Annotated in this window: 31 protein-coding genes; 19 read left to right on the plus strand and 12 right to left on the minus strand. The window is 69.4% G+C overall.

Translation table 11 applies throughout. The annotated features are described in order from the left end of the window. The first annotated feature begins 3 nt into the window (after nt 1-3). The 6 genes from BGO46_RS09220 to BGO46_RS09245 all read left to right on the plus strand — a co-directional run bounded on the left by BGO46_RS09220 (nt 4) and on the right by BGO46_RS09245 (nt 3,311). On the plus strand, nt 4-954 hold the full coding sequence (locus BGO46_RS09220) for a Gfo/Idh/MocA family oxidoreductase (protein WP_292677976.1): 951 nt from the start codon (nt 4-6) through the stop codon (nt 952-954). A 53-nt stretch (nt 955-1,007) separates the two neighbouring features. Next, on the plus strand, nt 1,008-1,379 hold the full coding sequence (locus tag BGO46_RS09225; protein WP_292678041.1) for a helix-turn-helix transcriptional regulator: 372 nt from the start codon (nt 1,008-1,010) through the stop codon (nt 1,377-1,379). 14 nt (nt 1,380-1,393) lie between these two features. Then, a complete protein-coding gene (locus BGO46_RS09230; protein WP_292677974.1) occupies nt 1,394-1,813 on the plus strand; it encodes a VOC family protein in 420 nt (139 codons plus the stop codon). 1 nt (nt 1,814) lies between these two features. Continuing rightward, a complete protein-coding gene (locus BGO46_RS09235; protein WP_292677972.1) occupies nt 1,815-2,252 on the plus strand; it encodes a hypothetical protein in 438 nt (145 codons plus the stop codon). Nucleotides 2,253-2,325: 73 nt separating this feature from the next. Beyond that, nucleotides 2,326-2,985 carry an acyl-CoA synthetase gene (locus BGO46_RS09240; protein WP_292677971.1) on the plus strand — a complete coding sequence of 220 codons (660 nt, stop codon included), beginning with the start codon at nt 2,326-2,328 and terminating at the stop codon, nt 2,983-2,985. After that, the gene (locus BGO46_RS09245) at nt 2,982-3,311 is read left to right on the plus strand and encodes an amino acid transporter (RefSeq protein WP_292677969.1); all 330 of its coding nucleotides are present in this window, start codon (nt 2,982-2,984) and stop codon (nt 3,309-3,311) included. Before BGO46_RS09240 ends, BGO46_RS09245 begins: the two co-directional genes overlap by 4 nt. A 166-nt stretch (nt 3,312-3,477) precedes the next feature. Here the strand turns inward: BGO46_RS09245 and purB are convergent, their stop codons facing one another. Continuing rightward, entirely contained in the window at nt 3,478-4,866 is a 1,389-nt protein-coding gene (gene purB, locus BGO46_RS09250; RefSeq protein WP_292677967.1) for an adenylosuccinate lyase, read from the minus strand. A 372-nt stretch (nt 4,867-5,238) separates the two neighbouring features. Continuing rightward, complete coding sequence (locus tag BGO46_RS09255; RefSeq protein WP_292678039.1) at nt 5,239-5,742, minus strand: low molecular weight protein-tyrosine-phosphatase; 504 nt, start codon at nt 5,740-5,742, stop codon at nt 5,239-5,241. A gap of 139 nt (nt 5,743-5,881) precedes the next feature. Here BGO46_RS09255 and BGO46_RS09260 point away from each other — a divergent pair, with 139 nt between their 5' ends. Together BGO46_RS09260 and BGO46_RS09265 are read left to right on the plus strand one after the other, a co-directional pair. Next, nucleotides 5,882-6,154 (plus strand): hypothetical protein, encoded by a 273-nt coding sequence (locus BGO46_RS09260; RefSeq protein ID WP_292677966.1) that lies wholly within the window; start codon nt 5,882-5,884, stop codon nt 6,152-6,154. Beyond that, nucleotides 6,151-7,593 (plus strand): hypothetical protein, encoded by a 1,443-nt coding sequence (locus BGO46_RS09265; protein WP_292677964.1) that lies wholly within the window; start codon nt 6,151-6,153, stop codon nt 7,591-7,593. Before BGO46_RS09260 ends, BGO46_RS09265 begins: the two co-directional genes overlap by 4 nt. Here BGO46_RS09265 and BGO46_RS09270 read toward each other — a convergent pair. The 3 genes from BGO46_RS09270 to BGO46_RS09280 are packed head-to-tail and all read right to left on the minus strand — an operon-like array spanning nt 7,562 to nt 8,530. Further along, nucleotides 7,562-7,957: a phage holin family protein gene (locus BGO46_RS09270; RefSeq protein WP_292677962.1), complete on the minus strand. Its 396-nt coding sequence runs from the start codon at nt 7,955-7,957 to the stop codon at nt 7,562-7,564. The two genes, BGO46_RS09265 and BGO46_RS09270, sit on opposite strands and share 32 nt — an antisense overlap. 7 nt (nt 7,958-7,964) lie before the next feature. Next, the gene (locus BGO46_RS09275) at nt 7,965-8,333 is read right to left on the minus strand and encodes a type II toxin-antitoxin system death-on-curing family toxin (RefSeq protein ID WP_292677960.1); all 369 of its coding nucleotides are present in this window, start codon (nt 8,331-8,333) and stop codon (nt 7,965-7,967) included. Further along, a complete protein-coding gene (locus BGO46_RS09280) occupies nt 8,330-8,530 on the minus strand; it encodes a ribbon-helix-helix protein, CopG family (protein WP_292677958.1) in 201 nt (66 codons plus the stop codon). Before BGO46_RS09280 ends, BGO46_RS09275 begins: the two co-directional genes overlap by 4 nt. A 288-nt stretch (nt 8,531-8,818) precedes the next feature. Here BGO46_RS09280 and BGO46_RS09285 point away from each other — a divergent pair, with 288 nt between their 5' ends. The 5 genes from BGO46_RS09285 to BGO46_RS09305 all read left to right on the plus strand — a co-directional run bounded on the left by BGO46_RS09285 (nt 8,819) and on the right by BGO46_RS09305 (nt 11,834). Beyond that, nucleotides 8,819-9,019 carry a helix-turn-helix domain-containing protein gene (locus BGO46_RS09285; RefSeq protein ID WP_292677956.1) on the plus strand — a complete coding sequence of 67 codons (201 nt, stop codon included), beginning with the start codon at nt 8,819-8,821 and terminating at the stop codon, nt 9,017-9,019. Continuing rightward, nucleotides 9,012-10,217: a site-specific integrase gene (locus BGO46_RS09290; RefSeq protein ID WP_292677954.1), complete on the plus strand. Its 1,206-nt coding sequence runs from the start codon at nt 9,012-9,014 to the stop codon at nt 10,215-10,217. Before BGO46_RS09285 ends, BGO46_RS09290 begins: the two co-directional genes overlap by 8 nt. Before the next feature lie 19 nt (nt 10,218-10,236). Then, nucleotides 10,237-10,878, plus strand: coding sequence for a hypothetical protein (locus BGO46_RS09295; RefSeq protein WP_292677952.1), 642 nt, complete (start codon nt 10,237-10,239; stop codon nt 10,876-10,878). 294 nt (nt 10,879-11,172) lie between these two features. Further along, nucleotides 11,173-11,523 (plus strand): type II toxin-antitoxin system RelE/ParE family toxin, encoded by a 351-nt coding sequence (locus BGO46_RS09300; protein WP_292677950.1) that lies wholly within the window; start codon nt 11,173-11,175, stop codon nt 11,521-11,523. A 5-nt stretch (nt 11,524-11,528) separates the two neighbouring features. Continuing rightward, complete coding sequence (locus BGO46_RS09305; RefSeq protein ID WP_292678037.1) at nt 11,529-11,834, plus strand: helix-turn-helix transcriptional regulator; 306 nt, start codon at nt 11,529-11,531, stop codon at nt 11,832-11,834. Nucleotides 11,835-12,012: 178 nt separating this feature from the next. Here the strand turns inward: BGO46_RS09305 and BGO46_RS09310 are convergent, their stop codons facing one another. From BGO46_RS09310 to BGO46_RS09340, 7 genes are all read right to left on the minus strand, one after another. After that, nucleotides 12,013-14,490 (minus strand): FAD-dependent oxidoreductase, encoded by a 2,478-nt coding sequence (locus tag BGO46_RS09310; protein ID WP_292677948.1) that lies wholly within the window; start codon nt 14,488-14,490, stop codon nt 12,013-12,015. Between the two features lie 292 nt (nt 14,491-14,782). Then, the gene (locus BGO46_RS09315; RefSeq protein WP_292677947.1) at nt 14,783-14,944 is read right to left on the minus strand and encodes a hypothetical protein; all 162 of its coding nucleotides are present in this window, start codon (nt 14,942-14,944) and stop codon (nt 14,783-14,785) included. A 29-nt stretch (nt 14,945-14,973) separates the two neighbouring features. Further along, nucleotides 14,974-15,249, minus strand: coding sequence for a metal-sensitive transcriptional regulator (locus BGO46_RS09320; RefSeq protein WP_292677945.1), 276 nt, complete (start codon nt 15,247-15,249; stop codon nt 14,974-14,976). An 11-nt stretch (nt 15,250-15,260) separates the two neighbouring features. Continuing rightward, complete coding sequence (locus BGO46_RS09325) at nt 15,261-15,482, minus strand: hypothetical protein (protein ID WP_292677944.1); 222 nt, start codon at nt 15,480-15,482, stop codon at nt 15,261-15,263. A 46-nt stretch (nt 15,483-15,528) separates the two neighbouring features. Then, nucleotides 15,529-17,220, minus strand: coding sequence for an FAD-dependent oxidoreductase (locus BGO46_RS09330; protein ID WP_292677942.1), 1,692 nt, complete (start codon nt 17,218-17,220; stop codon nt 15,529-15,531). After that, nucleotides 17,217-17,615, minus strand: coding sequence for a thioredoxin (gene trxA / locus BGO46_RS09335; RefSeq protein WP_292677939.1), 399 nt, complete (start codon nt 17,613-17,615; stop codon nt 17,217-17,219). The genes BGO46_RS09330 and trxA overlap by 4 nt, the downstream gene beginning before the upstream one ends. A gap of 31 nt (nt 17,616-17,646) precedes the next feature. Continuing rightward, a complete protein-coding gene (locus BGO46_RS09340) occupies nt 17,647-18,012 on the minus strand; it encodes a rhodanese-like domain-containing protein (protein WP_292678035.1) in 366 nt (121 codons plus the stop codon). 508 nt (nt 18,013-18,520) lie between these two features. Here BGO46_RS09340 and BGO46_RS09345 point away from each other — a divergent pair. The 6 genes from BGO46_RS09345 to BGO46_RS09370 all read left to right on the plus strand — a co-directional run bounded on the left by BGO46_RS09345 (nt 18,521) and on the right by BGO46_RS09370 (nt 25,357). Beyond that, nucleotides 18,521-19,585 carry a histidinol-phosphate transaminase gene (locus BGO46_RS09345; RefSeq protein ID WP_292677937.1) on the plus strand — a complete coding sequence of 355 codons (1,065 nt, stop codon included), beginning with the start codon at nt 18,521-18,523 and terminating at the stop codon, nt 19,583-19,585. Between the two features lie 133 nt (nt 19,586-19,718). Continuing rightward, nucleotides 19,719-20,849, plus strand: a complete 1,131-nt coding sequence (locus tag BGO46_RS09350; protein ID WP_292677935.1) for a thiamine pyrophosphate-dependent enzyme — start codon at nt 19,719-19,721, stop codon at nt 20,847-20,849. A 23-nt stretch (nt 20,850-20,872) separates the two neighbouring features. Further along, entirely contained in the window at nt 20,873-21,838 is a 966-nt protein-coding gene (locus BGO46_RS09355) for an alpha-ketoacid dehydrogenase subunit beta (RefSeq protein ID WP_292678032.1), read from the plus strand. 199 nt (nt 21,839-22,037) lie between these two features. Continuing rightward, nucleotides 22,038-23,435 carry a dihydrolipoamide acetyltransferase family protein gene (locus tag BGO46_RS09360; protein ID WP_292677933.1) on the plus strand — a complete coding sequence of 466 codons (1,398 nt, stop codon included), beginning with the start codon at nt 22,038-22,040 and terminating at the stop codon, nt 23,433-23,435. 75 nt (nt 23,436-23,510) lie between these two features. Continuing rightward, nucleotides 23,511-24,539 carry a zinc ABC transporter substrate-binding protein gene (locus BGO46_RS09365; RefSeq protein ID WP_292677931.1) on the plus strand — a complete coding sequence of 343 codons (1,029 nt, stop codon included), beginning with the start codon at nt 23,511-23,513 and terminating at the stop codon, nt 24,537-24,539. Beyond that, entirely contained in the window at nt 24,536-25,357 is an 822-nt protein-coding gene (locus tag BGO46_RS09370) for a metal ABC transporter ATP-binding protein (protein WP_292677929.1), read from the plus strand. The genes BGO46_RS09365 and BGO46_RS09370 overlap by 4 nt, the downstream gene beginning before the upstream one ends. Nucleotides 25,358-25,364 lie beyond the last annotated feature (7 nt).

Below are 25,364 nucleotides of genomic sequence, written 5' to 3' on the forward strand. Positions count from 1 at the left end.
CGGGTGATCAGACTCGCGACCATCGGCACCAGCACCATCACCGAGCGGTTCGCGGATGCCGTCGCGCAGACCCCCGGCATCCGCATCGACACCGTGTTCTCGCGCGATGCGGCGCGTGGCCGCGCCTTCGCCGACAAGCTCGGTGTCGCGGGTGCCAGCAGCGACCTCGAGGCCCTCCTCGCCTCCGGCGACATCGACGCCGTCTACGTCGGGTCGCCCAACGGCGCACACGCGGCGCAAGCGCAAATGTCCATCGCCGCGGGCGTGCATGTCTTCCTCGAGAAGCCTGCAACTCCCACGGCCGCCGAGTTCGAGGCCCTCGTGGCGGCCGGCCGGGCTCGTGACGTCGTGGTGTTCGAGGGCATGCGCAACGTCTACGACCCCGGCATGCGCCGGGTCGCAGAACTCCTCCCCGAGATCGGGCAGGTGCGGCTCGCCTCGTTCGGGCAGTCGCAGTACTCCGCGCGCTACGACCTCGTGCTGGCCGGCGAGACGCCCAACATCTTCGACCCCGCCCTCGCGGGCGGTGCCGCCTTCGACCTGGGCGTGTACCCCCTGAGCGCCCTCATCCACCTCTTCGGGGCCCCGGCATCCGTCGCCGGACGCATGGTCACGATCGCGACGGGCGCCGACGGCGCGGGCGCGGCTGTCCTCGGCTACCCCGAGCACGTCGCCCAGGTGTCGTTCTCGAAGATCGGCTTCTCGCACCGCCCGAACGAGATCCAGGGCGAGCTCGGCACGATCGAGATCGACGAGATCACGATGCCGCGCCGCATCACGCTGAGCGTCCGCGGCGGCGCGCCCACGGTGCACGAGGTCGACGGCGCCGCGAACAACATGGTCTACGAGGTCGCGCGCTTCGCCGAGCTCGTGCGCGGCGAAGCCGACGCGGCGCCCGACCAGCAGCGCAGCCTCGCGGTGCTGCGCGCCGTGGAGGCGATCCGCGCAGCGTGACCGGTCGCGTCGACCTCGACACCCTCGTGCGCGTGCGCCGCGTGCGCGACCGCATGGACCGCGCCTACGCGCAGCCCCTCGACGTCGAATCGCTCGCCCGCGACGTACACCTGTCGGCAGGCCACCTGTCGCGCCAGTTCAAGCTCGCCTACGGCGAATCGCCGTACGCCTACCTCATGACGCGGCGCATCGAGCGCGCCATGACCCTGCTGCGCACGACCGATCGGTCCGTCACCGAGATCTGCTTCGCGGTCGGATGCCAGTCGCTCGGCACCTTCTCGACGCGTTTCAGCGAACTCGTCGGCGTCGCGCCGAGCGTCTACCGAGAGCAGGGCGCGCCGTTCCGTCCGGGCATGCTGCCGTGCATCGCCAAGAACCTCACGAGACCGATCAGGAATCGAGAAGCACCCGCGGCATCCGAGTGAATATCGTGATGCGCATGGACATCACCATCCACTCCAGTTTCCTGCCGCACACGGATGCCGAGGCATCCGTCACCTTTTACCGCGACGTCCTCGGTTTCGAGGTGCGTCTCGACGTCGGCTACGAAGACATGCGCTGGATCACCGTCGGGCCCGCTGATCAGCCCGACACGGCGATCGTGCTGCACCCGGTCGGCGTCGGTTACGACGTGTCAGACGAAGAGAAGCAGACGCTTCTCGAACTCGTCACGAAGGGCAGCTACTTCGGCGTCAATCTCGCCACCGACGACCTCGACGCGACGTTCGCGGCGATCGAGGCGGCCGGTGCCGACATCGTGCAGGAGCCCATCGACCAGGACTACGGCATCCGCGATGCGGCCGTGCGCGACCCCGCCGGCAACCTCATCCGCATCCAGCAGAACAAGAAGGAGGCCTGACATGGCCGACACCAAGAGCGGGTTCAGCGCCGAAGAGCGCGCCGCCATGAAGCAGCGGGCCGAAGAACTGCGCACGACGAAGGGCCTGAAGGGTGCCGCGAAGCTCGCGAAGGAGCTTGAGGCCTGCGCCGAGGCGATCGACGCACTGAGCGGCGTCGACGGCGACCTCGCCCGCGAGGTGCACCGCATCGTCGCGGAGGAGGCTCCGGGCCTGAACCCGAAGACGTTCTACGGGTTCCCCGCGTACGCGAGCGACGGCAAGGTCGTCATCTTCGTGCAGCCGTCGACGAAGTTCGACACGCGCTACCCGACGCTCAACTTCGAGGACACGGCCCACCTCGATGACGGCGACATGTGGCCGGTCTCGTTCGCGGTCGTGAAGGTGACGGATGCCGTGAAGGCGCGCATCCGCGCCCTGGTCGCGCAGGCGGTGGCGTAGCCGCGGGCGGCCCCGCGGGACCACGGCCTAGACTGGGGGTGTTCCGTCTTCCACCCGTTCGGATGAGCTCCCTGTGACCGATGCCGCGCCGCGCACCTTCGAGGTGCGTCACCTGCAGCTCGCCCGCGCCGCTTTCGCGGCGCTGGCGGCGCTCATGATCACCTTCTCGACCGATCACTCCGCGCCGGTGGGTCTTGCGATCTTCAGCGGGTTCGCGATCGCGACGGCGATCATCTTCTTCGCCGCCGCCTGGCTTGTCTATCCGTCGGGCAGCCGCGGCACGGCCGTGCTGCTCGGGATCGTGACGCTGCTCGCGGGCATGGCCACGGGCATCCCGCCCCTGCGCACGACGACGATGTTCTTCGTCGTCGTGATCGCATGGGCCGCGCTGTCGGGACTGATCGAGCTGATCTCGGGGCTGCGCAGGCGACGCACGGGTGACCCGGCGGCTCGGGATGCCGTGCTCATCGGGGCGATCACGCTCGCGCTCGCCGTCGCGCTGCTGCTGGTGAACCCCGCCTACAGCCTCACGTACTTCATCAAGGAAGCCGACGCCAGCTTCACGCTGACGGGCATCACGATCGGCGTCGGCCTGTTCGGCGGATACGCCGCGATCGTCGCGGTGTTCCTGGGCATCGCCGGCTTCTCGCCGCGACGCGCGGAGCGCGCGCCGGCCGTCACGACAGCGGGCGCCGACGACGCGCCGGCACACCCTGCAGGAGAGACCGCATGAGCGAGGAACGCCCCACCCGTCGTGACCTGATGAAGCCCGTGCAGCTTCTCGGGTTCGCCTTCGCGGCGGCGATCTTCGGCGGCGTCATCGCGCTCGTGTCGATGGGGTTCTTCCAGGACCTGAGCAATGACCAGCGCGCGCACGTCGGGGTCGTCGCGCTCGTCGTGGCGGGGATCTCGTTCATCGCGACGCTCGTCATCATCGCGCTGCTGATGCTCGCCGTCGACCCCGCGCAGATCGCGAAGCCTGTCGACCAGGGCGTGCTGCTGCCGGGCGACGAAGAGCCCGAGGCACAGCCCCCGGCATCCGACACCCCCCGCGCCTGACCCCGGCGCCCGCCCGCCGCCGCGCCGCGCCCGCCGGGCGCACTCGTTCTCCGTTCGTAACTCAGCCCCATCGCGCCCGGATCACCCGAAATCGGGCCGATTCGCGGTCACACGACGCGTGGAGACTGAATTACGAACACCGCAGGCGCGAGACGAAACGCCCCGCCTACAGCTCGTCGACGAGGCGGTCGGCCAGACCCGTGTAGGTCGCCGGCGTCAACGCGATCAGGCGCGCCTTGGCATCCGGCCCGATGTCGAGACCCTGCACGAACTCGACCAGCTCGGGCCCGCCGACTCGGCGCCCGCGGGTGAGGTTCTTCAGCAGCGCGTACGGGTCGGTGATCTGCGAGCGGCCCGCGACGATCTCGGCCCGCACGACCGTCTGGATCGCCTCGGCGAGCACCTCCCAGTTCGCGTCGAGGTCGGCCAGCAGCACGTCGCGCGCGAGCAGGATCTCGGTGAGCCCCCGCTGCAGGTTGTCGAGCGCGAGCAGCGAGTGCCCGAACGCGACGCCGATGTTGCGCTGCGTCGTCGAGTCGGTCAGGTCGCGCTGCATGCGGCTCGTGACGAGGGTCGAGGCGAGCGTCGCGAACAGCCCGCCCGCGATCTCGAGGTTGGCCTCGGCGTTCTCGAACCGGATCGGGTTGATCTTGTGCGGCATCGTCGACGACCCTGTCGCGCCCGCGACGGGGATCTGCGCGAAGAACCCCATCGAGATGTAGGTCCAGACATCTGTCGCGAGGTTGTGCAGGATGCCGCCCGCGTGGCGCACCCGGTCGTACAGCTCGACCTGCCAGTCGTGCGACTCGATCTGCGTCGTCAGCACGTTGAAGTGGATGCCGAGGCCCTCGATGAACTCCCGCGACACGGCCGGCCAATCCACGTCGGGAGCCGCCGACAGGTGCGCCGACCACGTGCCGGTCGCACCGGAGAACTTCGCGAGGAACTCGCCGCCCTCGATCTGCTGCGCGACCCGGTCCAGACGCCATGCGAAGACCGCGAGCTCCTTGCCCATCGTCGACGGAGTCGCCGGCTGGCCGTGCGTGCGCGAGAGCATCGCGGCGTCGCGGTGCTCGCGGGCGAGATCGCCGATCGCGGCGGTGACGGCGCGCAGCTTGGGCAGCCACACGTTCTCGACGGCGCGCTTGACCGTCAGCGCGTACGAGGCCGAGTTGATGTCCTCACTCGTGCACGCGAAGTGCGTGAGCTCGGCGACGGCATCCAGCCCGAGGGATGCCAGCCGGTCACGCACCAGGTACTCGACGGCCTTCACGTCGTGGCGCGTGACGGCCTCCTTCTCGGCGAGCCAGTCGATCTCGGCCTGGCCGAAGTCGCGGTACAGCGCGCGCAGGCTCTGCTTCTGGGCATCCGTCAGCGGCGTCGAGCCGAACAGTGCGCGGTCGGTGAGGGTGATGATCCACTCGACCTCGACCTCGACGCGGGCACGGTTCAGGCCCGCCTCGGAGAGGTAGTCGGCGAGGCCCGTCACGGCGGCGCGGTACCGGCCGTCGAGGGGGCTCAGGGGCTGCGGCGGAAGGGGACGCGCTGAGGTCACGAGACGTGCTCCGATCGGTGAGGAACGCGCCTCCGATCATACCGAGGCCGCGATTCGCCCCGCTCGCGGGCCGCGCGGCACCGCCCTGTGGCCGCCCTGCATCCGCCCCGTGACCGCCCGGCGGCCGCCGCCCGGGGCACTGCGGGGCCGGCCACCGCAATAACTCAGGAGAAGCGGTGAGTCCGGCCGCGGCCGGCCCCGGGATTCCGCGGCGGACGGGCGGCGCGCGGAGCGCCGTTCCTGAGTTATTGCGGTCGGCCCGCTGGGAGTGCCCGCGGCGAGGCCGGGTGGCGTCGGGTCAGACGGCCGGACGGCCGGGTCAGATGGCCGGCATCGCCGAACCGGCGCATCGCGAGGGCGCGCTGCGCCGGGTCAGACGGCCGGGCGGATCGCGGGTTCGAGCTGGCGGAAGAGCGCCCGCACGGCACCCTCGATCATCACGAGGACCTCGTCGAACATCTCCGGCCCCGCATAGTAAGGGTCGGGCACGTCGAGAACGCGGTCGGGAGCGGCGTCGAACGACATCAGCAGGGCGAGCTTGTCGGCATCCTCACCTGTGCGCGCCCAACTCGACAGGATGCGCTCGTGCGAGCGGTCGAGCGCGACGATGAGGTCGTTGCGCTCGAAGTCCTCGAGGCTGAATTGCCGCGCGCGATGGTGCTCGCCGTCGTAGCCGCGCCGCCCGAGCGCCTCGATCGTGCGCGCGTCGGCGCGCTCGCCGACATGCCAATCCCCGGTGCCTGAACTGGTGGATGCCACGTACGAACCCAACCCCGTGCGCTCGGCGAGGTCGCGGAACACGATCTCGGCCATCGGCGACCGGCAGATGTTCCCGGTGCACACGAAGGCGACACGGAAGGGCTCGACGCGGCGCAACACTCGACCTATTGTGCGCCGGTCTCCCGCGCACCGAAAGGGGGCATCGCCTCCTCCACAATGCGGAATCTTCCGCAACTGTCCACCGATCCGCATCTGCGGCCCCCACGCGGGGCCCGCGGCGGTCACACTCGCTTGCATGACAGCTGCCGATTCGCCGACCCTCGCGGCCCTGCGCATCGCGCGTGGGCTGCTGCACGAGGCATCCCTCGAAGCGCTCGCCGTCCGCCGTCGCGTCGCGTCGGTCGCGGATGCCACGCAGTGGCGCTCGCGCGCGACCGACGCGTACGCGGCGGGCGTCGCGCGGCTCGCGGACGACCTGGCGGCGCTCGTCGGGGCGATCGACGCCGTCGACGGTGACCTCGTCGATGCGCAGCGCTACGAGGCGGCGCGAGTGGCGGTGGGCGGATGAGCGCTGACAGTGACCTCCTCGATGTCGATCCCTACGGTGGCACGGCCGTGCCGAGCACACCCCACCGCGCCGCGCCGACCGATGCGACGCTCGATATCCGCTCGGGGGGCATCGTCGCCGTCGACACCGAGACGTTGCGCGCCGCCTCGGCGCGCCTGGTCGCCGACGCCGACTCGTGCGACCGTGCCGGCGACCTGCTCGAGACAGCCGGCCGCACCCTCCTGTGCGCCGGTGTGTGGCTGTTTTCGCCGACCGCGAGGGCGAGGGATGCCGCGGCCCGCGCCCGCCGCCTCGCGGCGGACCTCACCGAGATGGCCGACGTCTACGACGTGGCCGAGCTCGCCGCGGCATCCGACGTCGCCGCCGTCGCGGGCGATGCCGAGCTCGCCGCCGCGCTGCGCGCTCACGCCCTCGAGATCCTCGCGACCCACCCCGGCGTGCTGACCCGGTTCGCCGCCGCGACGGTGCAGTGGCGCGCCGAGACGTTCGCCGTGCTGCGCACGCAGTATGCCGCGCCGCTCAGCCTCGCCGACCCGCTGTCGCTGTTTGCTCCGTTGCTCGCCACGGGTGTGATCGCGGGGCTCGGGCTCGGCGCGGTGCCGCCGCGGACGCCGCTACTCGGGCCGTCGAAACCCGTCGTCGTCGAGCCGGTCGGCGCTGGACGCACGACCGCGCCCACGTCGCTCGTGCAGATCGTCGACCGCATTCCGCAGGGCAGCGGGCAGGTGCGGGTCGAGCGCTACACGATGTCCGACGGCTCGCGCCGCTTCGTCGCCTATGTCGCCGGCACCCGCTCGATGTCGCTCGGCACCAGCGCCCAGCCGTGGGACATGGGCTCGAACCTGCAGCTGTACGCGCGCACCCACAGTGCGTCGTACGACGCCGTCGCGGCGGCGCTCGACGATGCGGGCGCGAAGCCCGGCGACACGGTCGACCTTGCGGGGCATTCGCAGGGCGCGATGGATGCCTCGTTCCTCGCGCTGTCGGGAAACTACGACGTCCCGCTGCTGGTGACCTTCGGCGACCCCGTGCAGGCGAGCGTCGACGACAGCACACTCAGCGTCGCGCTGCGCCATCTCGACGACCCCGTCTCGGCGCTGGCCGACGGCGGCTTCGCGGCGGGAGTCGGTGCCGACGGCAGCTTCGTCGCAACGCGAGAGACGCCCGGCACGATGCTGCTCGGCGACGGCCTGCTCGGTCCGCATGGCCTGGACCGCTACCGCGAGACGGCCGGGATGCTCGACGCCTCGGCCGATCCTCGGATGGATGCCGTGCGCGAGCGCTTCGGCGACCTTGCGCAGGCGACCTCGGTTGAGGCCACGGTGTATCGGGCATCCCGCGATCTGTCCGCCGCGATACCGGCGCCCGACCCGGATCTGCCGTGGCTGGACGTGCCCCAGGGCGGCGTCAGTGCTTCTTCAACTGGGGGCGCAGGATGATGCCGAAGACCCAGTTGATGAGCGAGATGAGGAGGGCCGCCACGACGGCGAGCCAGAAGTCGCCGACGCTGAGTCCCCACCCCCACGAGGTCGTGACCCACGCGGTGATCCACAGCAGCAGTCCGTTGACGAGGAGGGAGATGAGCCCGAGCGTGAGGATGTAGAGCGGGAACGCGACGATCTTGATCACGGTGCCGATGACCGTGTTCACGATCGCGAAGACGGCGGCGATCGCCAGCAGGGTCAGAACCAACTGTAGCGTCTCGCCCGGTGCGAATGGGGTGACGACGACCTGCAGTGCCGTGATGAGGGTGACGACCCAGATGGCGAAGGCGTTGATGACGACACGGATGAGGAAGCGCATGGTGAGGTCAGTCTGACACGGCGCGGGCGCGCAGGGAACCGGCGATCTCCTCGAGGTCGAGGTGCCCCTGTGCGACCCTCAGGACGAGTTCGAAGGCGTCGTCGATCGGGTAGTCGATCACAACGTCATTCAGCTCGAGGAACGTGAGGGTCGCGACCCACGAGAACCGCTTGTTGCCGTCGAAGAACGGGTGGTTCTGGGCAAGGGAGGAGAACAACGCCGCCGCCTTCGTGAACAGGTCGGGGTATGCCTCGACGCCGAACATCGCGCTCTCCGGGCGCGCCACGGCAGACGACAACAGCCCGATGTCGCGGACGTGCAGGCCCATCTCGGCGGCGATCGCGGCGACCTGAGGCAGGTCGAGATAGACCGTCATGCGTCTTCCAGCCGCTTCAACAGGTCGGCGTATCGCGCGCGCACGCTGGCGGCGACCTCGATGACAATATCTGTCTTCGTCTCGAGGTCGACGAGCATGCGGGTGCCCTCGACGACGAGGGCGTGCTTCGAGGTTCCGCGCGCAGCGGCGAGCGCTTCGAGCTGGCGGTCGAGATCTTCGGGGAGTCGCAGTGTCATGGCCATACCGAAAAGATACTGCTACTGAAACGGTATCACCTAGGGTATTGCCGGGGCATCCGTTGTTCTTGGTTCGAGTCCAGGTACCCCAGCACTGTTTTTCGCAGGATTCCGCATCAGAATCCACCCTCGTTCAGAGGCCCCTCCACCCGTCTGATCGGGTCCGGGACCAGAAACGGGACCAAATACCCTTCGGCACGTCCATGCACCGGGTTGGTGTCCCGACCTCCACGCTTTCATGGCGTCCCGTACGGGTGTCCACGGAGGATGCCGACGCACCTGATGTGCATGGACATCGGCGCTTCCGGCATCGCACCGCCGGACTTCAAGACGCAGGCGGAGATCGCCGACATCATCAAGGTGCCGGAGCGCACGCTCGAGGACTGGCGCCTCAACCATGTCGGCCCGCCGTACATGAAGCTCGGCCGACACGTCCGCTACGACCTCTCGGAGGTCTTCGCGTGGGCGCGGGAGCAGCGTCATGCCTAGGCCGAGGATCCGGGCCGGCGAGATCGGCGCCGTGCAGATCACGAAGCTCGCCGGAGGCCGCGTCCGCGCTCGCGCCCGCATGCGCGACGACGCCGGCGAACTCCGGCAGCTCAAGGCCACGGGTGACACCGAAGAGGATGCGCGGGCCGAGCTGCGGCGTCTGGCGGGTTCGCTGACATCGGGCGGTGCAGGAGCGCTGACGGGGTTGAGTACGATCGCGGAGGCGGCCGATGCGTGGCTCGTGCAGGCGAACGCGCGCGCGGATGCCGGGAGCCTCGCGCACTCGACGCTCGAGTCCTACGAGTCCGCGGTGCGACTGGTGCTGAAGCCGGTGTGCGGTGCCGTCACGCTCGACCAGCTCACGGTCGGACGGTGCGACCGGATCATCCAGAGCATCATGCGCGAGGGTTCGCTCTCGAAGGCCCGCAAGGCCCGCGCCGTGCTCGGACTGATCTGCGGCTACGCCGTTCGGGATGACGCGATCCCGCGCAATCCCGTCCGCGATGTGCAGCGGCTACCGATGCCGGAGAAGAAGACCTCGGTACTCACGCCCGAGCAGGTCGCCGCGATTCGGGACCTCATGCACAGGTGGCGGGCGACCGGTGGGCCAGGACCCAGACCGAACTACCGGGCGCTGATCGACGGCATGGACATCATGCTCGGCACCTCGGCACGCGTGGGGGAGTGCATCGGCCTGCGCCGCAAGGACGTCGATATGACCACCTCGCCGCCCACCGTCCTCGTCGACGGAACGATCGTGAGCACCAAGAAGCAAGGGCTGCACCGCAAGAATGCGCCCAAGCGTGCGCGGCAGCGTCGACGTATCGCGCTGCCGGCTCTGGCTGCCGCCGCCGTCCGCAGTCGGCTCGTGCTCGCGGGGCCGGGGGAGGACGCGTTCCTCTTCCCGACGAGAACGGGCCGGCCGATGAGCGTGAGCAACTACGAGCGACTGCTGCGCACCTTCGTAGAAGACCACACGGCGGAGCTCACGGAGTTGGGCGTCGACGTCGACGAGTTCACGACGCATCTCTATCGACGGACGACGGCGACTCTCGTCGAACGCGCCGCGGGTATCACGCTCGCCTCGCGTCTGCTCGGGCACGCGAACGAGCAGATCACACGTGCGAGCTACGTCGTCTCCGCCGTCGAAGTCGACCCCATCACGATCGACATCCTCGACGAAGTCCTCGGATCCTGACAGACAAGGAAGGTGCATCATGCGCACAGGACGACCGCCCCTCGAATGGGGCACGCACGGCGAGATCACCACCCGCACCGTCGCCAGCGGTTACGTCCGTGCCAGTGCACGGGTGCGGCTGTGGGATGGAGAACTCCAACGGATGACCGCCACCGCAAGCACAGCGTCAGACGCGCGCGCATTCCTGCAACACCGAATCGCCGAGCGACTTCGGTTCTCGGAGCTCGACGCGTGGCGATATCTCACGCCGGACGACCCCTTCGACGAACTCGCGCACATGTGGCTCGGCGACCTGCAGTGGGACTCGGATGTGAGCGGGTCCACGCATGCCCGATGTGAGCGCGTCGTTCGAACGCAGCTCCAGCCGGCCTTCGGAAAGTTCAAGATCCGCGAGCTCACCGCGGAGCGGATTGAACAGCGCCTTGCCAGTCAGAGAGTTCAGTCGGAGAAGGTCGTCGCCTCCTCGCGCGGGGTGATCGAGTTGCTCCTGGACTTCGCGGTCGGCGAGGGCGTCATCAGATCGAACCCGATGGTGGTCTCGGAAGACGACGCGGCGCTGTCGCATCTTGGCGATCTCGACACGCACCGGGAGATCGTTCGTGGACGGATCGAACTCCTCCGTGGAGATCAGCGACGCGAAATGCGCGGTGCCGACGACTGAGGTGGCTACGTTACGAGGCGGTGCGCCGCACCACGGCAGACCCGCGCGCAGGTTTCGAACCGGCGGCAAGGGGTCGCAGGTTCAAATTCTCGGCGCGTGGTGCGCAAGCTGCGGAAAGTCAACCGACGCCGAGGGTGGCGCAGCCACGCCGATCTGAACCCGTCATCGAGAACTCACCGAATTGACTTGACTGCCTGACCAAGCCCTGGCAGGCGCGGAAGCCCGGCTCGACCAGTCCGTCACTGATGAGTTCGCGCTCGTGCATCTAGACCCTGCATGGTCTAGACTTTGGGCGTGTGGAGCGTTGACATCGAGCTGATCGCTGGCTGGCTCGCATCACTGGATCAGGGCTCTCGAGAGCAAGTCGTCGCGGCGATCGAACTCCTGGAGGAACGTGGTCCTCAACTGGGGCGACCGATCGTTGACACGGTCGTGGGATCCCGTCACAAGAATATGAAAGAGCTTCGTCCGGGCTCTACGGGTCGTTCAGAACTGCGTGCGCTCTTCGCCTTCGACTCGAAGCGATCGGCGATCATGCTCATCGCGGGCGACAAAGCTGGGAACTGGACCCGCTGGTACAAGAAGAACATTCCGTTGGCCGACGACCTTTTCGACCAGCACATCCGCAGATTGAGAGAGGAGTGACCGAGATGGCAATGTCTTTGAAGGAGTTCGTCGCCGACCATCCCGTGGATCGGGAGCGCGTCGACGCACACAAGGAGCGGATGCTCGCCGAGGTTCGCGCCTATCGTCTGCGTGAACTGCGCGAGCAGGCAGGCCTGACGCAGGCCCAACTTGCGGAGCGGATCGGCGTCGGACAGCGCCAGGTGTCCAAGATCGAACACGGCGACCTCGAAAGCGCGAAGATCGGGACCATTCGCAGCTACCTTGAAGCCGTCGGCGGCGGCCTCGCCATTGAGTATGTCGTCGGAGATGAGCGAGTTCAGGTCGCCTGACGGGATGATCGCGGAAGCTGACGTGACGCGCGTCGCGATGCCGGCCCGCACGCGGACTGCATGCAGGGGGTCAGGGGTTCGAGTCGCTGAGTGAGCGCCCGCCGCGGACGCCACTCGGCAGGGTCAGCGGATCTCGACCCGCAGCCGGTTTGAACCGGCGCTAAGGCGTGGACTGCGGTCAGATGAAGAGCGTCGTTCCGGACTTCTGAGCCTCGGTGAGGAAGGTCGCCACGCCGCCCAGTTCGACGCCGTCGAGAAGGTCCGACTCGGCGATGCCGAGCAGGTCCATCGTCATGGTGCAGCCAATAAGGCGCGCCCCGCCGTCACGGGCGGCGGTCATGAGCTCGGGCAGCGTCTGGACCGAATGCTCCTTCATGACGTGCTTGATCATGGCCGGACCCATTCCCGCCATGTTCATCTGCGACAGCGGGAGCTTCTCAGGGCCGGACGGCATCATCATGCCGAACATGCGGTCGAGCGCCGACTTGTCGCGCACCGGCGGGTTCTCACGACGAAGGGCGTTCAGGCCCCAGAAGGTGAAGAACATCGACACCTTCTGTCCCATCGCGATCGCCCCGTTGGCGATGATGAACGACGCGAGGACCTTGTCGAGGTCGCCCGAGAAGACGACGAACGAGACCTGGTCCTTCGTCTGGAGCGCCGGGGCGGATGCCACTGCCCCGCCCTTGCGGAACCGGGCGACGTAGCCCGGGCCCTCGGGGTCGAGCGAGAGCAGCTCGTGCCCCTTCGTCGACGCCCAGGCCGGACCGTCGTGGGCGAATCCGGGGTCGGAGACGTGCACGACGACGTCGTCGCCGGCATCCAGCGTGTCGATCGTCTGCGACAGCTTCATGATCGGACCGGGGCACGCCAGGCCCGTGCAGTCGAGGTCGACGACCTCGCCGGTGCCCTGCGCGACCGCCGCGAGCTCCACGCCCTCGGCGTAGGGGATCTCGGCGGCGTGCGGCTCGATGCGCGACTGTTCGAGGTCGTGCCAGAAGCGGAACGTGTGCGATCCGCCCGACAGCGTCTTGACGTCGGCGAAGCCCCGCTGCACGAGGCTGCGGTAGGCGAGGTAGCTGCGGAAGCCGACGGCGCAGTACAGGCGCACGGGCACGGAGGGGTCCCAACTCACGCTCGCCTCGCGCAGCGTCGGCAGCGGCACGTTCTCGGCGCCCGGGATGTGCCAGATGTCGTACTCCTCGCGGGTGCGCACGTCGATGATGCGGGCACCGTCGACGGCGGCGGGGAAATCCTGCGCGTACCAGAGCTTCAGGTCGCCCTTGAGGACGTTCGTCGCGAGGAAGCCGGCCATGTTGACCGGGTCCTTCGCCGAGCCGAACGGCGGCGCGTAGGCGAGTTCGAAGCCCTCGAGGTCGTGGACGGTGGCGCCCATCCGGATCGCGGTGGCGAACACGTCGAGGCGCTTGTCGACGCCGTCGAAGCCCGCGATCTGCGCCCCCAGCAGCAGGCCCGTCTCGGGCGCGAAGAGCACCTTGATGTGCATCATCGCCGTGCCCGGGTAGTAGCCGGCGTGACCCGACGGGTGCAGGTGGACGGTGAGGTACGCCATCCCGGCCTGCACCAGCTGGCGCTCGGTGGCGCCGGTCGCACCCGCGGTCATCTCGAAGACCTTGACGACCGATGTGCCCTGTGTCGAGAGGTACTCGGTGTCGCGTCCGCAGATGCTCTCGGCCGCGACGCGCGCCTGGCGGTTCGCGGGGCCGGCGAGCGGCGTGATCCACGTGCCGGGCAGCACCGTGTGCGGCGTCTCGACGGCGTCTCCCGCCGCCCAGATGTGCGGGTCGGAGGTGCGCATGTGGGTGTCGACCACGATGCCACCGCGCGACCCCATGGCCAGTCCCGCGTCGCGGGCGAGCGAGACGTTGGGCCGGACGCCCGCCGACAGCACGACGAGGTCGGCCTCGAGGGTCGTCCCGCTGTTGAGCTCAACCCGGACGCCCCCGTCGGTGCGAGCCGTGAACGCCGCCGCGGCGGTGCCGAGGTGCAGCTCGACCCCGCGGCCGCGCACGTGCTGCTCGACGGGGATCGACACCTCCTTGTCCAGCGGCGGGAGGATCTGATTGGCGATCTCGACGATCGCGACCTCGGCGCCGCGGTGCCGGAAGTTCTCCGCCATCTCGACCCCGATGTAGCCCGCGCCGATGACGACGGTGCGGACGGTGCGGCCGGCGACCTTCGCCTGCACGATCGCGGCATCCAGGTGCGCCTTGATGCGGTCCATGTCCTCCACGTTGCGCAGGACATGGATGCCGGGCAGGTCGGCCCCCGGCAGCGAGAGCTGCACCGGATCGGCCCCGGCGCACAGGGCGAGGGAGTCGTAGGCCTCGGTGTACTCGCGGCCGGTCTTCACGTCGCGCACCGTCACGGTCCGCGCGACGGGATCGAGCGCGACAACTTCGCTGTCGATCCGCACGTCGAGATCGAGCGCCTCGCGCAGGCTCTCCGGTGTCTGCAGCAGCAGACGACTGCGATCGGCGATGACGCCGCCGATGTGGTACGGGAGGCCGCAGTTCGCGAACGACACGTAGTCGCCCCGCTCCAGCACGACGATCTCCGCAGATTCGTTCAGACGCCGCGCCCGCGCAGCGACAGATGCTCCCCCGGCGACTCCGCCGACGACGACGAGCTTCATGACTTCCTCCCGGTGTGGTCTGACCATACCAATATACCCCTAGCCGTATCCAAACGGAAGTGAGAAACGACTGGCGAGTGCTATGCCGGGAGGTGAACCACCAAATCACAGCCTGTGCGGCTCGCCGACGATGACATCCACGCGCAGTACACGATTGACCCACCGGAGGGGTAAGCGGCGACCGTGCGGCAGACGGTACGCAGCACCCGCCGCGCCGACGATGAAAACCCCGCCCGGGGGCGTCACGGCGACGACCCTGGCGGGGTTCAACGGGGCAGGCGCTCCGCTGGGCTCAGCGACCGAAGAGCTTGGCGAAGAAGCCGTTGCCCGGCTCGTTCTGGTGCCCCTGGCAGCGCTGCGCGGCGGGGACGCCGCGCATGACCTGGTCGACATGCTGGCCGCATCCGGACCAGGTCGTCTTGCTGCACTTGCGGCAGGTGACTGCATAACACATGAGTTCTTCCGTCCTTCTTGGTTCAGCGCTCAGGCGAGCATGAGGAAGAGTTTCTCGAGCTCTTCGGTGGTGAGACCTTGCTGGTCGCGGGCGGCATCGGGGTCGGCGATGCAGTCCTTCATCGCGGTCGACACGATCGCGAAGCCGGCACGGTCGAGCGCGCTCGAGACGGCCGAGAGCTGGGTGACGACATCGCGGCAGGGGCTCTCGGCTTCGACAGCCGCGATGACCGCGTCGAGCTGTCCGCGGGCGCGGCGCAGGCGGTTGACGATGCGCTTCTGCGCCTCGGGGTCGGTCGTGGGCATGGGAGGTCCCTTCAAGGTCGGGAGTGGATGTCGATGGGCTGTCGGGCTTCGTCGTAGCCGAGGGTATTGACGGGAGCGGGCTCTTCACGGGAGCGGAGCAGCTGCGTCGGGCACCAGCCCGTGAGCGCACCGATCGCGAGGAACGTCGCGCACACGGCAGCAGGGATTGCGCACCAGAGCTGATCGAGCGAACTCAACGAAATCGCCGTCAGGAACACCGAAGCGACCGCCATGAGCGTGCGCTCCGACCGGCTACGCGAGCATGCTGCCCCAGTGAGCCTACGCACGTGCGAGCACCTCGGGCCGCTCGAGCACGTCGGACTGACGTTCACCGAGCCAGGCCCGGAGCGTCAGCATGCCGCCCGACAGTGACGCGGAGTCGAAGCCCGACTGCGCGACGATGCGGTGGGCGATGGCTGACCGCACGCCTGACTGGCACATGACCCGCACGGGGCGATCCGCGGCAGCGGCGCGCACCTCGTCGAGACGCTCGCGCAGCTCGGTGTGCGGGATGTTCAGCGACCCGGGGACGAACCCGGTCGCGTACTCGGCCCGGGTGCGCACGTCGAGGATCAGCGCGCTGTTGCGCATTTCGTCGAGCTGCTCGGGGTACCAGAGTGTCAGCGTGCCGGTCACGACGTTCTCGCCCACCATGCCGGTGAGGTTGACGGCGTCCTTCGCCTGCCCGTAGGGCGGCGAGTATGCGAGGTCGAGATCGATCAGGTCGTCGACGCGCATGCCGGCGCGGATCGCGGTGGCCAGGACGTCGATGCGCTTGTCGACACCCTCGGTGCCGACCGCCTGCGCGCCCAGCAGCAGGCCGTCCGACGCGCGGATCTGCACGACCAGGTGCACCTGCGAGGCACCCGGGAAGTAGCCAGCATGCTGGTTCGGGTGCAGGTGGAGCGTGCGGTAGCCGATCCTCGCGGTATCCAGCGACGCGCGGTTCGCCCCAGTGAGGGCGGCGGTCAACTCGCCGACGCGCACGATCGCGGTGCCGACAGGTTGCGGCACCGCGCGTGCTTCGTCGGGTCGCAGGATGTCGTCGGCGATCAGGCGACCCGCGCGGTTGGCGGGACCGGCGAGGGCGACAGGGCGACGGATGCCAGTGACGGCGTCGACCGAGACGGTGGCGTCTCCGGCGGCCCAGACACCCGGCGCCGACGTGCGGCCGTGGGCGTCGACCACGATGGCACCGCGCTCGCACACGATGCCGGCGGCCTCGAAGGGCGCCGTGTCGGGGCGCACGCCGACCGACAGCACGACGATGTCGGCCTCGAGCTGGGTGCCGTCGGCGAGCACGACGGTATCGGCATCCTCTCCGCGTTCCACCCTTGCTGCGGCGATGCCGGTGTGCACCGTGATGCCCAGCGCGACGAGCTGCTCGGTGACGAGCCAGGCGAGCTCGGTCTCGAGCGGCGGCAGCGGATGCGGGGCGAGTTCGACGATCGAGACGTCGAGGCCCTGCTGGGCGAGCGCCTCGGCGGCCTCGATGCCGATGAACCCGGCGCCGAGCACTACGGCGCGGCGGGCGCCGCCGAGCACCTGGTCGCGAAGCGCGATGGCGTCTTCGACCGTGCGCAGCGTGCGCACGCGCGGCGAGTCGAGCCCGGGCAGCGGTGGGCGCAGGGCCGACGCACCGGGCGAGAGCACGAGAGCGTCGTACGAGAGCTCGTACACGTCGTCCTCGGTGCGGACCGTGACGTTCTTCGCCGCGGTGTCGACCGCGATGACGTCGCTTCCGGTGCGCACGTCGAGGTCGAGCGCGGCCCGCAGCGACTGCGGGGTCTGTACGAGAAGCTTGCTCTCCTCGGTGATCTCACCGCCGACGAAGTACGGCAGACCGCAGTTGGCGAACGACACGTGTGCGCCACGCTCGAGCACGACGATCTCGGCGTTCTCGTCGAGCCTGCGGGCTCGCGCTGCGCTGCTCATCCCTCCGGCGACACCGCCGACCACAACGATCTTCATCGCACGACCTCCTTCTGCGTCTGCTCCGAGCTCTGCGCCTGCTGCGCTGCGACCTCGGCGCGCACCGCGTCCATGTCCAGTCCCCGCACGCCGGCGATCAGCTGATCGAGCTGCGGCGCGCCGAGCGCGCCGGCCTGAGAGAAGACGAGCACACCCTCTCGGAACACCATGAGCGTCGGGATGGATGAGATGTGGAACGCGGCGGCGAGCTCGCGTTGGTTCTCGGTGTCGATCTTGCCGAAGACGATGTCGGCATGCTGCTCCGACGCCTTCTCGAAGACCGGCGCGAACATGCGGCACGGACCGCACCACGCGGCCCAGAAGTCGAGGAACACGATGTCGTTCTGCTCGACGACCTCGGCGAACCCTTCGATGGTGATCTCTCTGGTGGCCATGTCAGACCCTTCCCTTCTTGGTCGTCGCTCGTCAGTCGACGACGGCGAGTCCTGTCGCTGCGGCGGCGCTGGAGATGCCGCCCGCGTCTTCGACGGACGTGAAGCCCGCCTGCTCCATCTGCGCGACGGCGCGAGACGAGCGATTGCCGGACTGGCAGTAGACGACGTACTCGGCCGACGGATCGAGCTCGGCGAGCTCGGTCGCGAAGTCAGCAGCGCTGACGTCGAGGTTGACCGCGCCGTCGAGGTGCCCACCGGCGTACTCCGCGGGGGTGCGAACGTCGACCACAGTGGTCTCTTCAGTCACCTCGATGGAGGCGGCTGCCGGAGCGCACGCCGTTGCGGCGACGAGCATGATCGCAAGTGTCGGCAGCGCCAGCAGCCGAAGGCGACGCATCCGGCTCACGCGACCACGGTGTGGTCGTGGCCGGGGCAGCGTTCCTCTGCCGGCACGCCCCACAGCGCATCCTCGACATGCTGGCCACATCCGGCCCACGTCGCCTTGCCGCACTCGGCGCACGTCACTCTGCTGCACATGTTCACTCCACATCGATTCGTCGGTACCCCGGGGGGTATCCTAACTATACACCCCTGGGTATTCGGAGGCGAATCATCTCCGCGCCACCCACACCCGGCGACACTCTCCGCCTCGGACTAGGTCACCGTTGATCCGGCCGGCGTCCTATCCGTCGTTGTGCGCTGCGACGATGGTCGAGCGCGTCACATCACCTCGCCATGACGGGACCAGATTGGGACAGGAAACCCCCCTGAGAGTCCCAGATTGGGCCCGCGCGCGTCCGTGTCGGCCGGTAGACTGAGCTCATGAGAACCGCGAAAACACGCGGTTTCCTGCTCCTACAGTGTGGGGGAGTCGAGGCCCCGACGACCTTCCGTAGACTCGTGGCGTGAGTGAGCTTCCCGTCCGCATCCGTCCCGAGATCGCCGCACTGCCCGCGTACAAGCAGGGAAAGCAGGCCGGATCCGACGCGTTCAAGCTCTCCAGCAACGAGAACCCGTTCGATCCGCTGCCGGGCGTCGTCGCGGCGGTGCAGTCCGCGACGGACATCCACCGGTATCCGGATGCCTCGGCCGCGCTTCTGCGCGCGCGTCTGGCCGAGCGCTTCGGAGTCATCGACGACGCCGTCCACATCGGCGCGGGTTCGGTGTCGATCCTCTTCCAGCTCGCGCAGGCCACGAGCGGCCCCGGTGACGAGGTGCTCTTCTCGTGGCGTTCGTTCGAGGCCTACCCGGGTCTTGCCGTGGTCGCGGGGGCGACGGCCGTGACCGTGCCCAATACCGTCGACGGCGGCCACGACCTTGACGCGATGGCAGGCGCAATCACCGACCGCACGCGCATGATCATCGTCTGCACGCCCAACAACCCGACGGGGCCCATCGTCACGCAGGCGGGCTTCGACGCGTTCATCGCGCGCGTACCGCACAACATCCTCGTCGTCCTCGACGAGGCGTACACCGAGTTCGTGACCGACCCCGAGTCGGTCCACGGCGAGCAGGTGCTCGCAGCGGGCCATCGCAACGTCGTCGTGCTGCGCACCTTCTCGAAGGCCTACGGGCTCGCGGGTCTGCGCGTCGGCTACGCCGTCGGCGACCCGGGCATCCTGTCGGCGGCGCGCTCCACGGGCATCCCGCTGTCGGTCACGGCCGCCGCCGAGACCGCCGCACTCGCGAGCCTTGACGCCGAAGCCGAGCTCCTCGCACGCGTCGCCGTCATCGCCGAGCGCCGCGACGCGCTCGCCGCGCGGCTGCGCGAGGCCGGCTGGGACGTGCCCGTCGCGCAGGGCAACTTCGTGTGGCTGCCCGCGGGCGCCCGCGCGCTCGAGATCGGTGCCGCGTTCGAGCAGGCAGGCCTCATCGTGCGCCCGTTCGCGGGCGACGGCGTGCGCATCTCGGTCGGCGAGGCCGAGGCGCTGGATGCCATCGTCGCGGTCGCTGCCTCCTTCGCCCCCTGAGCCGGCCGTGAGGCGCCCGGGTGGCGGGACCCGCCTGGCAGCCACCGGGCTTGTAGGCGAGCGGGCGCGAATCGCGGCATCCGTTGTGTGCCTCATGCAGAGACGCGCATACTTTCGGGGATAGCGTGGAGGCATGACCCCGCCTGACGATCCGGCACTCGTGCGCGTTCTGGCGGCGGACGGGACGTTCGCCCCCACGCCCGAAGCGGAGCGCTTCCTGCCGCTCATCGACGCGCTGACCGACACCGATCTCGAGACGTTCTACCGCGACATGGTCGTGGTGCGAGCCTTCGATCGGCAGGCCACGCACCTGCAGCGCCAGGGGCAGCTCGCGCTGTGGCCACCGTCTCTTGGGCAGGAGGCCGCCCAGGTCGGCTCGGTGCGCGCGACGCGTCCGCAGGACCACCTCTTCCCGTCCTACCGCGAGCACGTCGTCGCGACGACGCGCGGTGTCGACCCGATCGACATCATCCGGGTCATGCGCGGACTGAGCCACGGCGGGTGGGACCCGACCGACCCGGCGAACGGCAACACCCACATCTACACGCTCGTGCTCGGCTCGCACACGCTGCACGCGACCGGTTACGGGATGGGCATGGTCTTCGACGGTCGGTGCGCAACGGGCGATCCGAACCGCGACGAGGCCGTCATCGTCTACTACGGTGACGGTGCGTCCAGCCAGGGTGATGTGCACGAGGCGATGGTCTTCGCGAACACCTACCAGACGCCGCAGGTGTTCTTCCTGCAGAACAACCAGTGGGCCATCTCGGTGCCGGTCGCGACGCAGTCGCGCAGCCCGCTGCACGCGCGTGCCGCCGGCTACGGCATGCCCTCGACCCTCGTCGACGGCAACGACGTGCTCGCGAGCTACGCCGTCAGCAAGCTCGCCCTCGACGAAGCGCGCGCCGGCGCCGGCCCCCGCGCGATCGAGGCGATGACTTACCGCATGGGGGCGCACACGACCAGCGACGACCCCACGAAGTACCGCACCTCCGACGAAGAGCAGTCCTGGGCGCAGCGCGACCCGATCGCCCGCATGCACGCGTACCTGCGGGCGCGGGGTGCGTCTGACGCGTTCTTCGACGAGGTGGATGCCGCGGCCGCCGCCTACGCCGACGACGTGCGCGTGCGCACGAACGCCCTCGGCGGACTCGAGGCATCCACGATGTTCGCGCACGTCTACAGCGAGCCGCACCCGCTGATGGTCGAGCAGGAGCGGTGGACCGCCGAGTACGAGGCATCCTTCGCCGGGGGTGCCGCGTGACCGGGGCCACCTCCGTGCAGACGATGCCGTTCGCGAAGGCGTTGAGCGCCGGGCTGCGCGCGGCGATGGCATCCGATGATCACGTCCTGCTCATGGGTGAGGACATCGGCAAGCTCGGGGGCGTGTTCCGCGTGACCGAGGGGTTGCAGGCCGAGTTCGGCGACCGGCGCGTGCTCGACACGCCGCTGGCCGAGTCGGGCATCGTCGGTACCGCGATCGGACTCGCGATGGCGGGGTTCCGCCCGGTCGTCGAGATCCAGTTCGACGGATTCGTCTTCCCCGCCTTCGACCAGATCACGACACAGCTGGCCAAGCTCACGAACCGGCACGAGGGCGCGCTGCAGATGCCCGTCGTCATCCGGATTCCCTACGGCGGCCACATCGGCGCCGTCGAGCACCATCAAGAGAGCCCCGAGGCGTACTTCGCGCACACCCCCGGTCTGCGCGTCGTGTCGCCGTCGACGCCCAATGACGCGTACTGGATGATCCAGGATGCCATCGCGTCGCCCGACCCGGTGATCTTCCTCGAGCCGAAGGCGAAGTACTGGCTCAAGGGTGAGGTCGACACCGCCGAGCGGGCGCTGCCGTTGCACGCCTCACGCATCGCGCGGCGCGGCACCGACGTCACCCTCGTCGGCCACGGCGCGATGGTCACGACGCTGCTGCAGGCCGCCGCGCTCGCCGAGAGCGAGGGCACGTCGTGCGAGGTCGTCGACCTGCGCTCGCTGTCGCCGATCGACTACGGCCCGATCCTCGACTCGGTGCGGCGCACCGGTCGCATGGTCTACGCGCAGGAGGCCCCGGGCAACGTCTCGGTGGGTTCCGAGGTCGCCGCGACCGTCATGGAGCGCGCGTTCTTCGCCCTCGAGTCGCCCGTCCTGCGGGTGTCGGGCTTCGACGTGCCGTTCCCGCCTGCCAAGCTCGAGGGCACGTACCTGCCCGACGTCGACCGCATCCTCGAGGCCGTCGACCGCGCCCTCGCCTACTGACCGCCCGCCACCCGACCATGCCCGCCCGCCTCACCCCTATGACTGACTGCGCCGTCCCCATGACTGACCGCGAGACTTCAGTGGTGCACCGAAAACAGCACGCTGGCGATGCAGTCTCGGTGCACCAGTGCAGTCTCGCGGGTGGGGGACGCGCGCGGGTGGGGGAACGAGCGCGGGCGGGGGAACGAAGGAGATCGATATGAGCACGCAGACCTTCCACCTGCCCGACGTCGGCGAAGGGCTCACCGAGGCCGAGATCGTCCAGTGGCGCGTCGCGCCGGGCGACACCGTCGCGGTCAACGACGTGCTCGTCGAGATCGAGACCGCCAAGTCGCTCGTCGAGCTGCCGTCGCCCTTCGAGGGCACGGTGGGCGACCTGCTGGCATCCGAGGGTGACACGGTCACCGTCGGCACCGCGATCATCACGATCGCGGGGGCGAGTGCAGAGGCGGATGCCACGTCGGGCCTGTCCGCCCACGGCGAGCCCGCCGCTCCCGCGGCCCCCGACGCCGAGGGCGAAGGCGCCGTCCTGGTCGGCTACGGCACGGGTGGTGCGGCGACCTCGCGCCGCAAGCGGCCCGCGCAGCGCACCGAGGCCGTGAAGGCATCCGTCGGCGTCGTCGCGAAGCCGCCCGTCCGCGCGCTCGCGCGCGATCTCGGCGTCGACCTCGCGCAGGTGACCCCGAGTGGTCCCGCCGGTGAGGTCACCCGCGACGACGTCGTGGCGCACGCCGAGCAGGCGAGCGTCTTCCGCAACATCGCGACGCCCGCCGCTCCCGCCGAGCGCGAGCACACGATCCCGGTCGCGGCGCACGTCGCGGCATCCGCCGTCGCGCCGCCGCTGCAGGGTCAGGCGATGGCGGGGCAGCCTCCCGTCACCGCCCCGGTCACGGGGCGTGAGGAGACGATCCCGGTCAAGGGCGTGCGCAAGGCGACCTCGTCGGCGATGGTGCGCTCGGCGTACACGGCGCCGCACGTGTCGGTGTGGACCGACGTGGATGCCACGCGCACGATGGAGCTCGTCAAGCGACTCAAGGCCTCGCCCGACTTCGCCGACATCCGCGTCTCGCCGCTGCTGATCGTGGCACGCGCCGTCATCTGGGCCGCGCGGCGCACGCCGCTCGTCGGCGCCGCCTGGATCGACAACGAAGACGGCTCGGCCGAGATCCGCGTGCGCAACTACGTCAACCTGGGCATCGCCGCGGCGACGCCGCGCGGACTGCTCGTGCCGAACATCAAGGACGCCCAGGACCTCTCGCTGCGCGAACTCGCCAAGGCGCTCGAGAAGCTGACGCTGACTGCTCGCGAGGGCAAGACCGCGCCCGCCGACCAGCAGGGCGGCACGATCACGATCACCAACATCGGCGTCTTCGGGATGGATGCCGGAACGCCCATCATCAACCCGGGCGAGTCGGGCATCGTCGCGATGGGCACCATCCGGCAGAAGCCGTGGGTCGTCGACGGCGAAGTGCGCCCGCGCTACGTCACGACCGTGTCGGGATCGTTCGACCACCGCGTGATCGATGGCGATGGCATGAGCCGCTTCATCGCCGACGTGGCATCCATTCTGGAAGAACCCGCCCTGCTGCTGGACTGACGCCGCCTGCCGGCGCCTGGAGGACCACACAGTCCTCGATTTGAGAACGATTATCAATAGACGTACGATCGAGGAATGAACGCCCGCCGACTCGTCCCCACCGTCCTCCTCTCCGCCTCCGCGCTCGCCCTCGCCGGCTGCGCCGGCACCGCCGCGTCCGGAACGGATGCCACGGATGCCGCCGACGGAAAGCTGCAGGTCGTCGCCTCGACCAACGTCTACGGCGACATCGCGACGGCGATCGGCGGCGACCGCATCGACGTGACGTCGATCATCACGTCGATCGCGCAAGACCCGCACTCCTACGAGGCATCCGCCCGCGACCAGCTCACCGTCTCGAACGCCGACCTGCTCATCGAGAACGGCGGCGGCTACGACGCGTTCCTCGACTCGATGATCGAGTCGACCGGCACGGATGCCCCCGTCATCACCGCCGTCGAGTTCTCGCACGACTGGCCCGGCACGACGAACGACCACGACCACGACGACGAAACGGATGCCACGGACGAGGCCGACGACGCCTCGGCAGGCTCGGGGACCACCGACGACGACGCCCACGCCGGCCACGACCACGTCGAGGGCTTCAACGAGCACGTCTGGTACGACCCGCACACGATCGCCGATGTCGCGCACGACATCGCGCATGAGCTCAGCGAACTCGACCCCGAGGGTGCCGCGACCTACGAGGCCAACTACGAGACCTTCGCCGCCGGGATCGACGACCTCGAGGCATCCCTCGACGACCTCGCGACCAGCTACGCGGGCGAGCAGGTCTTCGTGACCGAGCCCGTTCCGCTGTACCTGACGGCCGCCGCAGGCCTGGTCAACGCGACGCCGGATGCCTTCAGCGAAGCCGTCGAAGAGGGGCAGGACGTTCCGCCCGCAACCCTTCTCGAGGCCAACAGCATCATCGCCTCGGGCGACGTGAGCCTGCTCATCGTCAACGCCCAGACCGGCGGCGCCGAGACCGACGAGGTCACCCAGAAGGCCGACGACGCGGGCATCCCCGTGCTCTCGTTCACCGAACTCGTCCCCGACGGCGACACCTACCTCACCTGGATGCAGGCCAACGTCGCCGCACTCGCGGATACGCTGTCTCAGTGACCTCGAACGACGCGAGCCCCGTGCTGAGCATTCGCGGCGCGGGGCTGCAGCGTGGTGAGCGCACGCTGTGGAGCGGCCTCGACCTCGACGTCGCTCCCGGCGAGCTGATCGCCGTGCTCGGCCCGAGCGGTTCGGGCAAGACGACGCTGCTGCGCGCGATCCTGGGGCTCGAGCCGCTCAGCGAAGGCTCGATCACCGCGCTCGGCCAGCCCGTGCAGCACAAGGGCAACCGGCACATCGGATACCTGCCGCAGGCGCGGCCGCTGCCCCGCGACACCGCGATGCGCGGGCGCGACCTCGTCGCCCTCGGCGTCGACGGACACCGGTTCGGCCTGCCGATCATGCGCCGTGCCGACCGCGAGCGCATCGACGCCCTGATCGACGCGGTCGGAGCGCGCGAGTTCGCCGACCAGCCCGTCGGCGTGCTGTCGGGCGGTGAGCAGCAGCGGCTGCGCGTCGGGCAGGCGCTCGCCGACGACCCGCGCCTGCTGCTGTGCGACGAGCCGCTGACAAGCCTCGACCTGGCCAACCAGCAGGACGTCGTGCGGCTGATCGACGCGCACCGCAAGACCGGAGCCGGCGTGCTGCTGGTCACCCACGACATCAACCCCGTGCTCGGCAAGGTCGACCGCATCCTCTACATCGCGAACGGGCGGTTCACGCTCGGCACCCCCAAGGACGTGCTGACCTCGCCCGTGCTGACCGACCTCTACGGCGCTCCCGTGTTCGTCCTGCGGGCCGGCGACCGGCTCGTCGTGGTCGGGGCGCCGGATGCCGAGGAGTCCCACCACCACCACGAACACGAGGCCCACGCATGAACGGCGG

The sequence above is a fragment of the Microbacterium sp. 70-16 genome, from assembly GCF_001898315.1.
Classification (GTDB): Bacteria; Actinomycetota; Actinomycetes; order Actinomycetales; family Microbacteriaceae; genus Microbacterium.

Bases quoted from the DNA above. Each gene is read 5' to 3' on its own strand.
- BGO46_RS09225 (WP_292678041.1), top strand. From the start codon at position 1,008: ATGGACCGCGCCTACGCGCAGCCCCTCGACGTCGAATCGCTCGCCCGC.
- BGO46_RS09230 (WP_292677974.1), top strand. From the start codon at position 1,394: ATGGACATCACCATCCACTCCAGTTTCCTGCCGCACACGGATGCCGAG.
- BGO46_RS09235 (WP_292677972.1), top strand. From the start codon at position 1,815: ATGGCCGACACCAAGAGCGGGTTCAGCGCCGAAGAGCGCGCCGCCATG.
- BGO46_RS09245 (WP_292677969.1), top strand. From the start codon at position 2,982: ATGAGCGAGGAACGCCCCACCCGTCGTGACCTGATGAAGCCCGTGCAG.
- BGO46_RS09260 (WP_292677966.1), top strand. From the start codon at position 5,882: ATGACAGCTGCCGATTCGCCGACCCTCGCGGCCCTGCGCATCGCGCGT.
- BGO46_RS09265 (WP_292677964.1), top strand. From the start codon at position 6,151: ATGAGCGCTGACAGTGACCTCCTCGATGTCGATCCCTACGGTGGCACG.
- BGO46_RS09270 (WP_292677962.1), bottom strand. From the start codon at position 7,957: ATGCGCTTCCTCATCCGTGTCGTCATCAACGCCTTCGCCATCTGGGTC.
- BGO46_RS09275 (WP_292677960.1), bottom strand. From the start codon at position 8,333: ATGACGGTCTATCTCGACCTGCCTCAGGTCGCCGCGATCGCCGCCGAG.
- BGO46_RS09280 (WP_292677958.1), bottom strand. From the start codon at position 8,530: ATGACACTGCGACTCCCCGAAGATCTCGACCGCCAGCTCGAAGCGCTC.
- BGO46_RS09285 (WP_292677956.1), top strand. From the start codon at position 8,819: ATGGACATCGGCGCTTCCGGCATCGCACCGCCGGACTTCAAGACGCAG.
- BGO46_RS09290 (WP_292677954.1), top strand. From the start codon at position 9,012: ATGCCTAGGCCGAGGATCCGGGCCGGCGAGATCGGCGCCGTGCAGATC.
- BGO46_RS09295 (WP_292677952.1), top strand. From the start codon at position 10,237: ATGCGCACAGGACGACCGCCCCTCGAATGGGGCACGCACGGCGAGATC.
- BGO46_RS09305 (WP_292678037.1), top strand. From the start codon at position 11,529: ATGGCAATGTCTTTGAAGGAGTTCGTCGCCGACCATCCCGTGGATCGG.
- BGO46_RS09310 (WP_292677948.1), bottom strand. From the start codon at position 14,490: ATGAAGCTCGTCGTCGTCGGCGGAGTCGCCGGGGGAGCATCTGTCGCT.
- BGO46_RS09315 (WP_292677947.1), bottom strand. From the start codon at position 14,944: ATGTGTTATGCAGTCACCTGCCGCAAGTGCAGCAAGACGACCTGGTCC.
- BGO46_RS09320 (WP_292677945.1), bottom strand. From the start codon at position 15,249: ATGCCCACGACCGACCCCGAGGCGCAGAAGCGCATCGTCAACCGCCTG.
- BGO46_RS09325 (WP_292677944.1), bottom strand. From the start codon at position 15,482: ATGGCGGTCGCTTCGGTGTTCCTGACGGCGATTTCGTTGAGTTCGCTC.
- BGO46_RS09330 (WP_292677942.1), bottom strand. From the start codon at position 17,220: ATGAAGATCGTTGTGGTCGGCGGTGTCGCCGGAGGGATGAGCAGCGCA.
- trxA (WP_292677939.1), bottom strand. From the start codon at position 17,615: ATGGCCACCAGAGAGATCACCATCGAAGGGTTCGCCGAGGTCGTCGAG.
- BGO46_RS09340 (WP_292678035.1), bottom strand. From the start codon at position 18,012: ATGCGTCGCCTTCGGCTGCTGGCGCTGCCGACACTTGCGATCATGCTC.
- BGO46_RS09350 (WP_292677935.1), top strand. From the start codon at position 19,719: ATGACCCCGCCTGACGATCCGGCACTCGTGCGCGTTCTGGCGGCGGAC.
- BGO46_RS09355 (WP_292678032.1), top strand. From the start codon at position 20,873: ATGCCGTTCGCGAAGGCGTTGAGCGCCGGGCTGCGCGCGGCGATGGCA.
- BGO46_RS09360 (WP_292677933.1), top strand. From the start codon at position 22,038: ATGAGCACGCAGACCTTCCACCTGCCCGACGTCGGCGAAGGGCTCACC.
- BGO46_RS09365 (WP_292677931.1), top strand. From the start codon at position 23,511: ATGAACGCCCGCCGACTCGTCCCCACCGTCCTCCTCTCCGCCTCCGCG.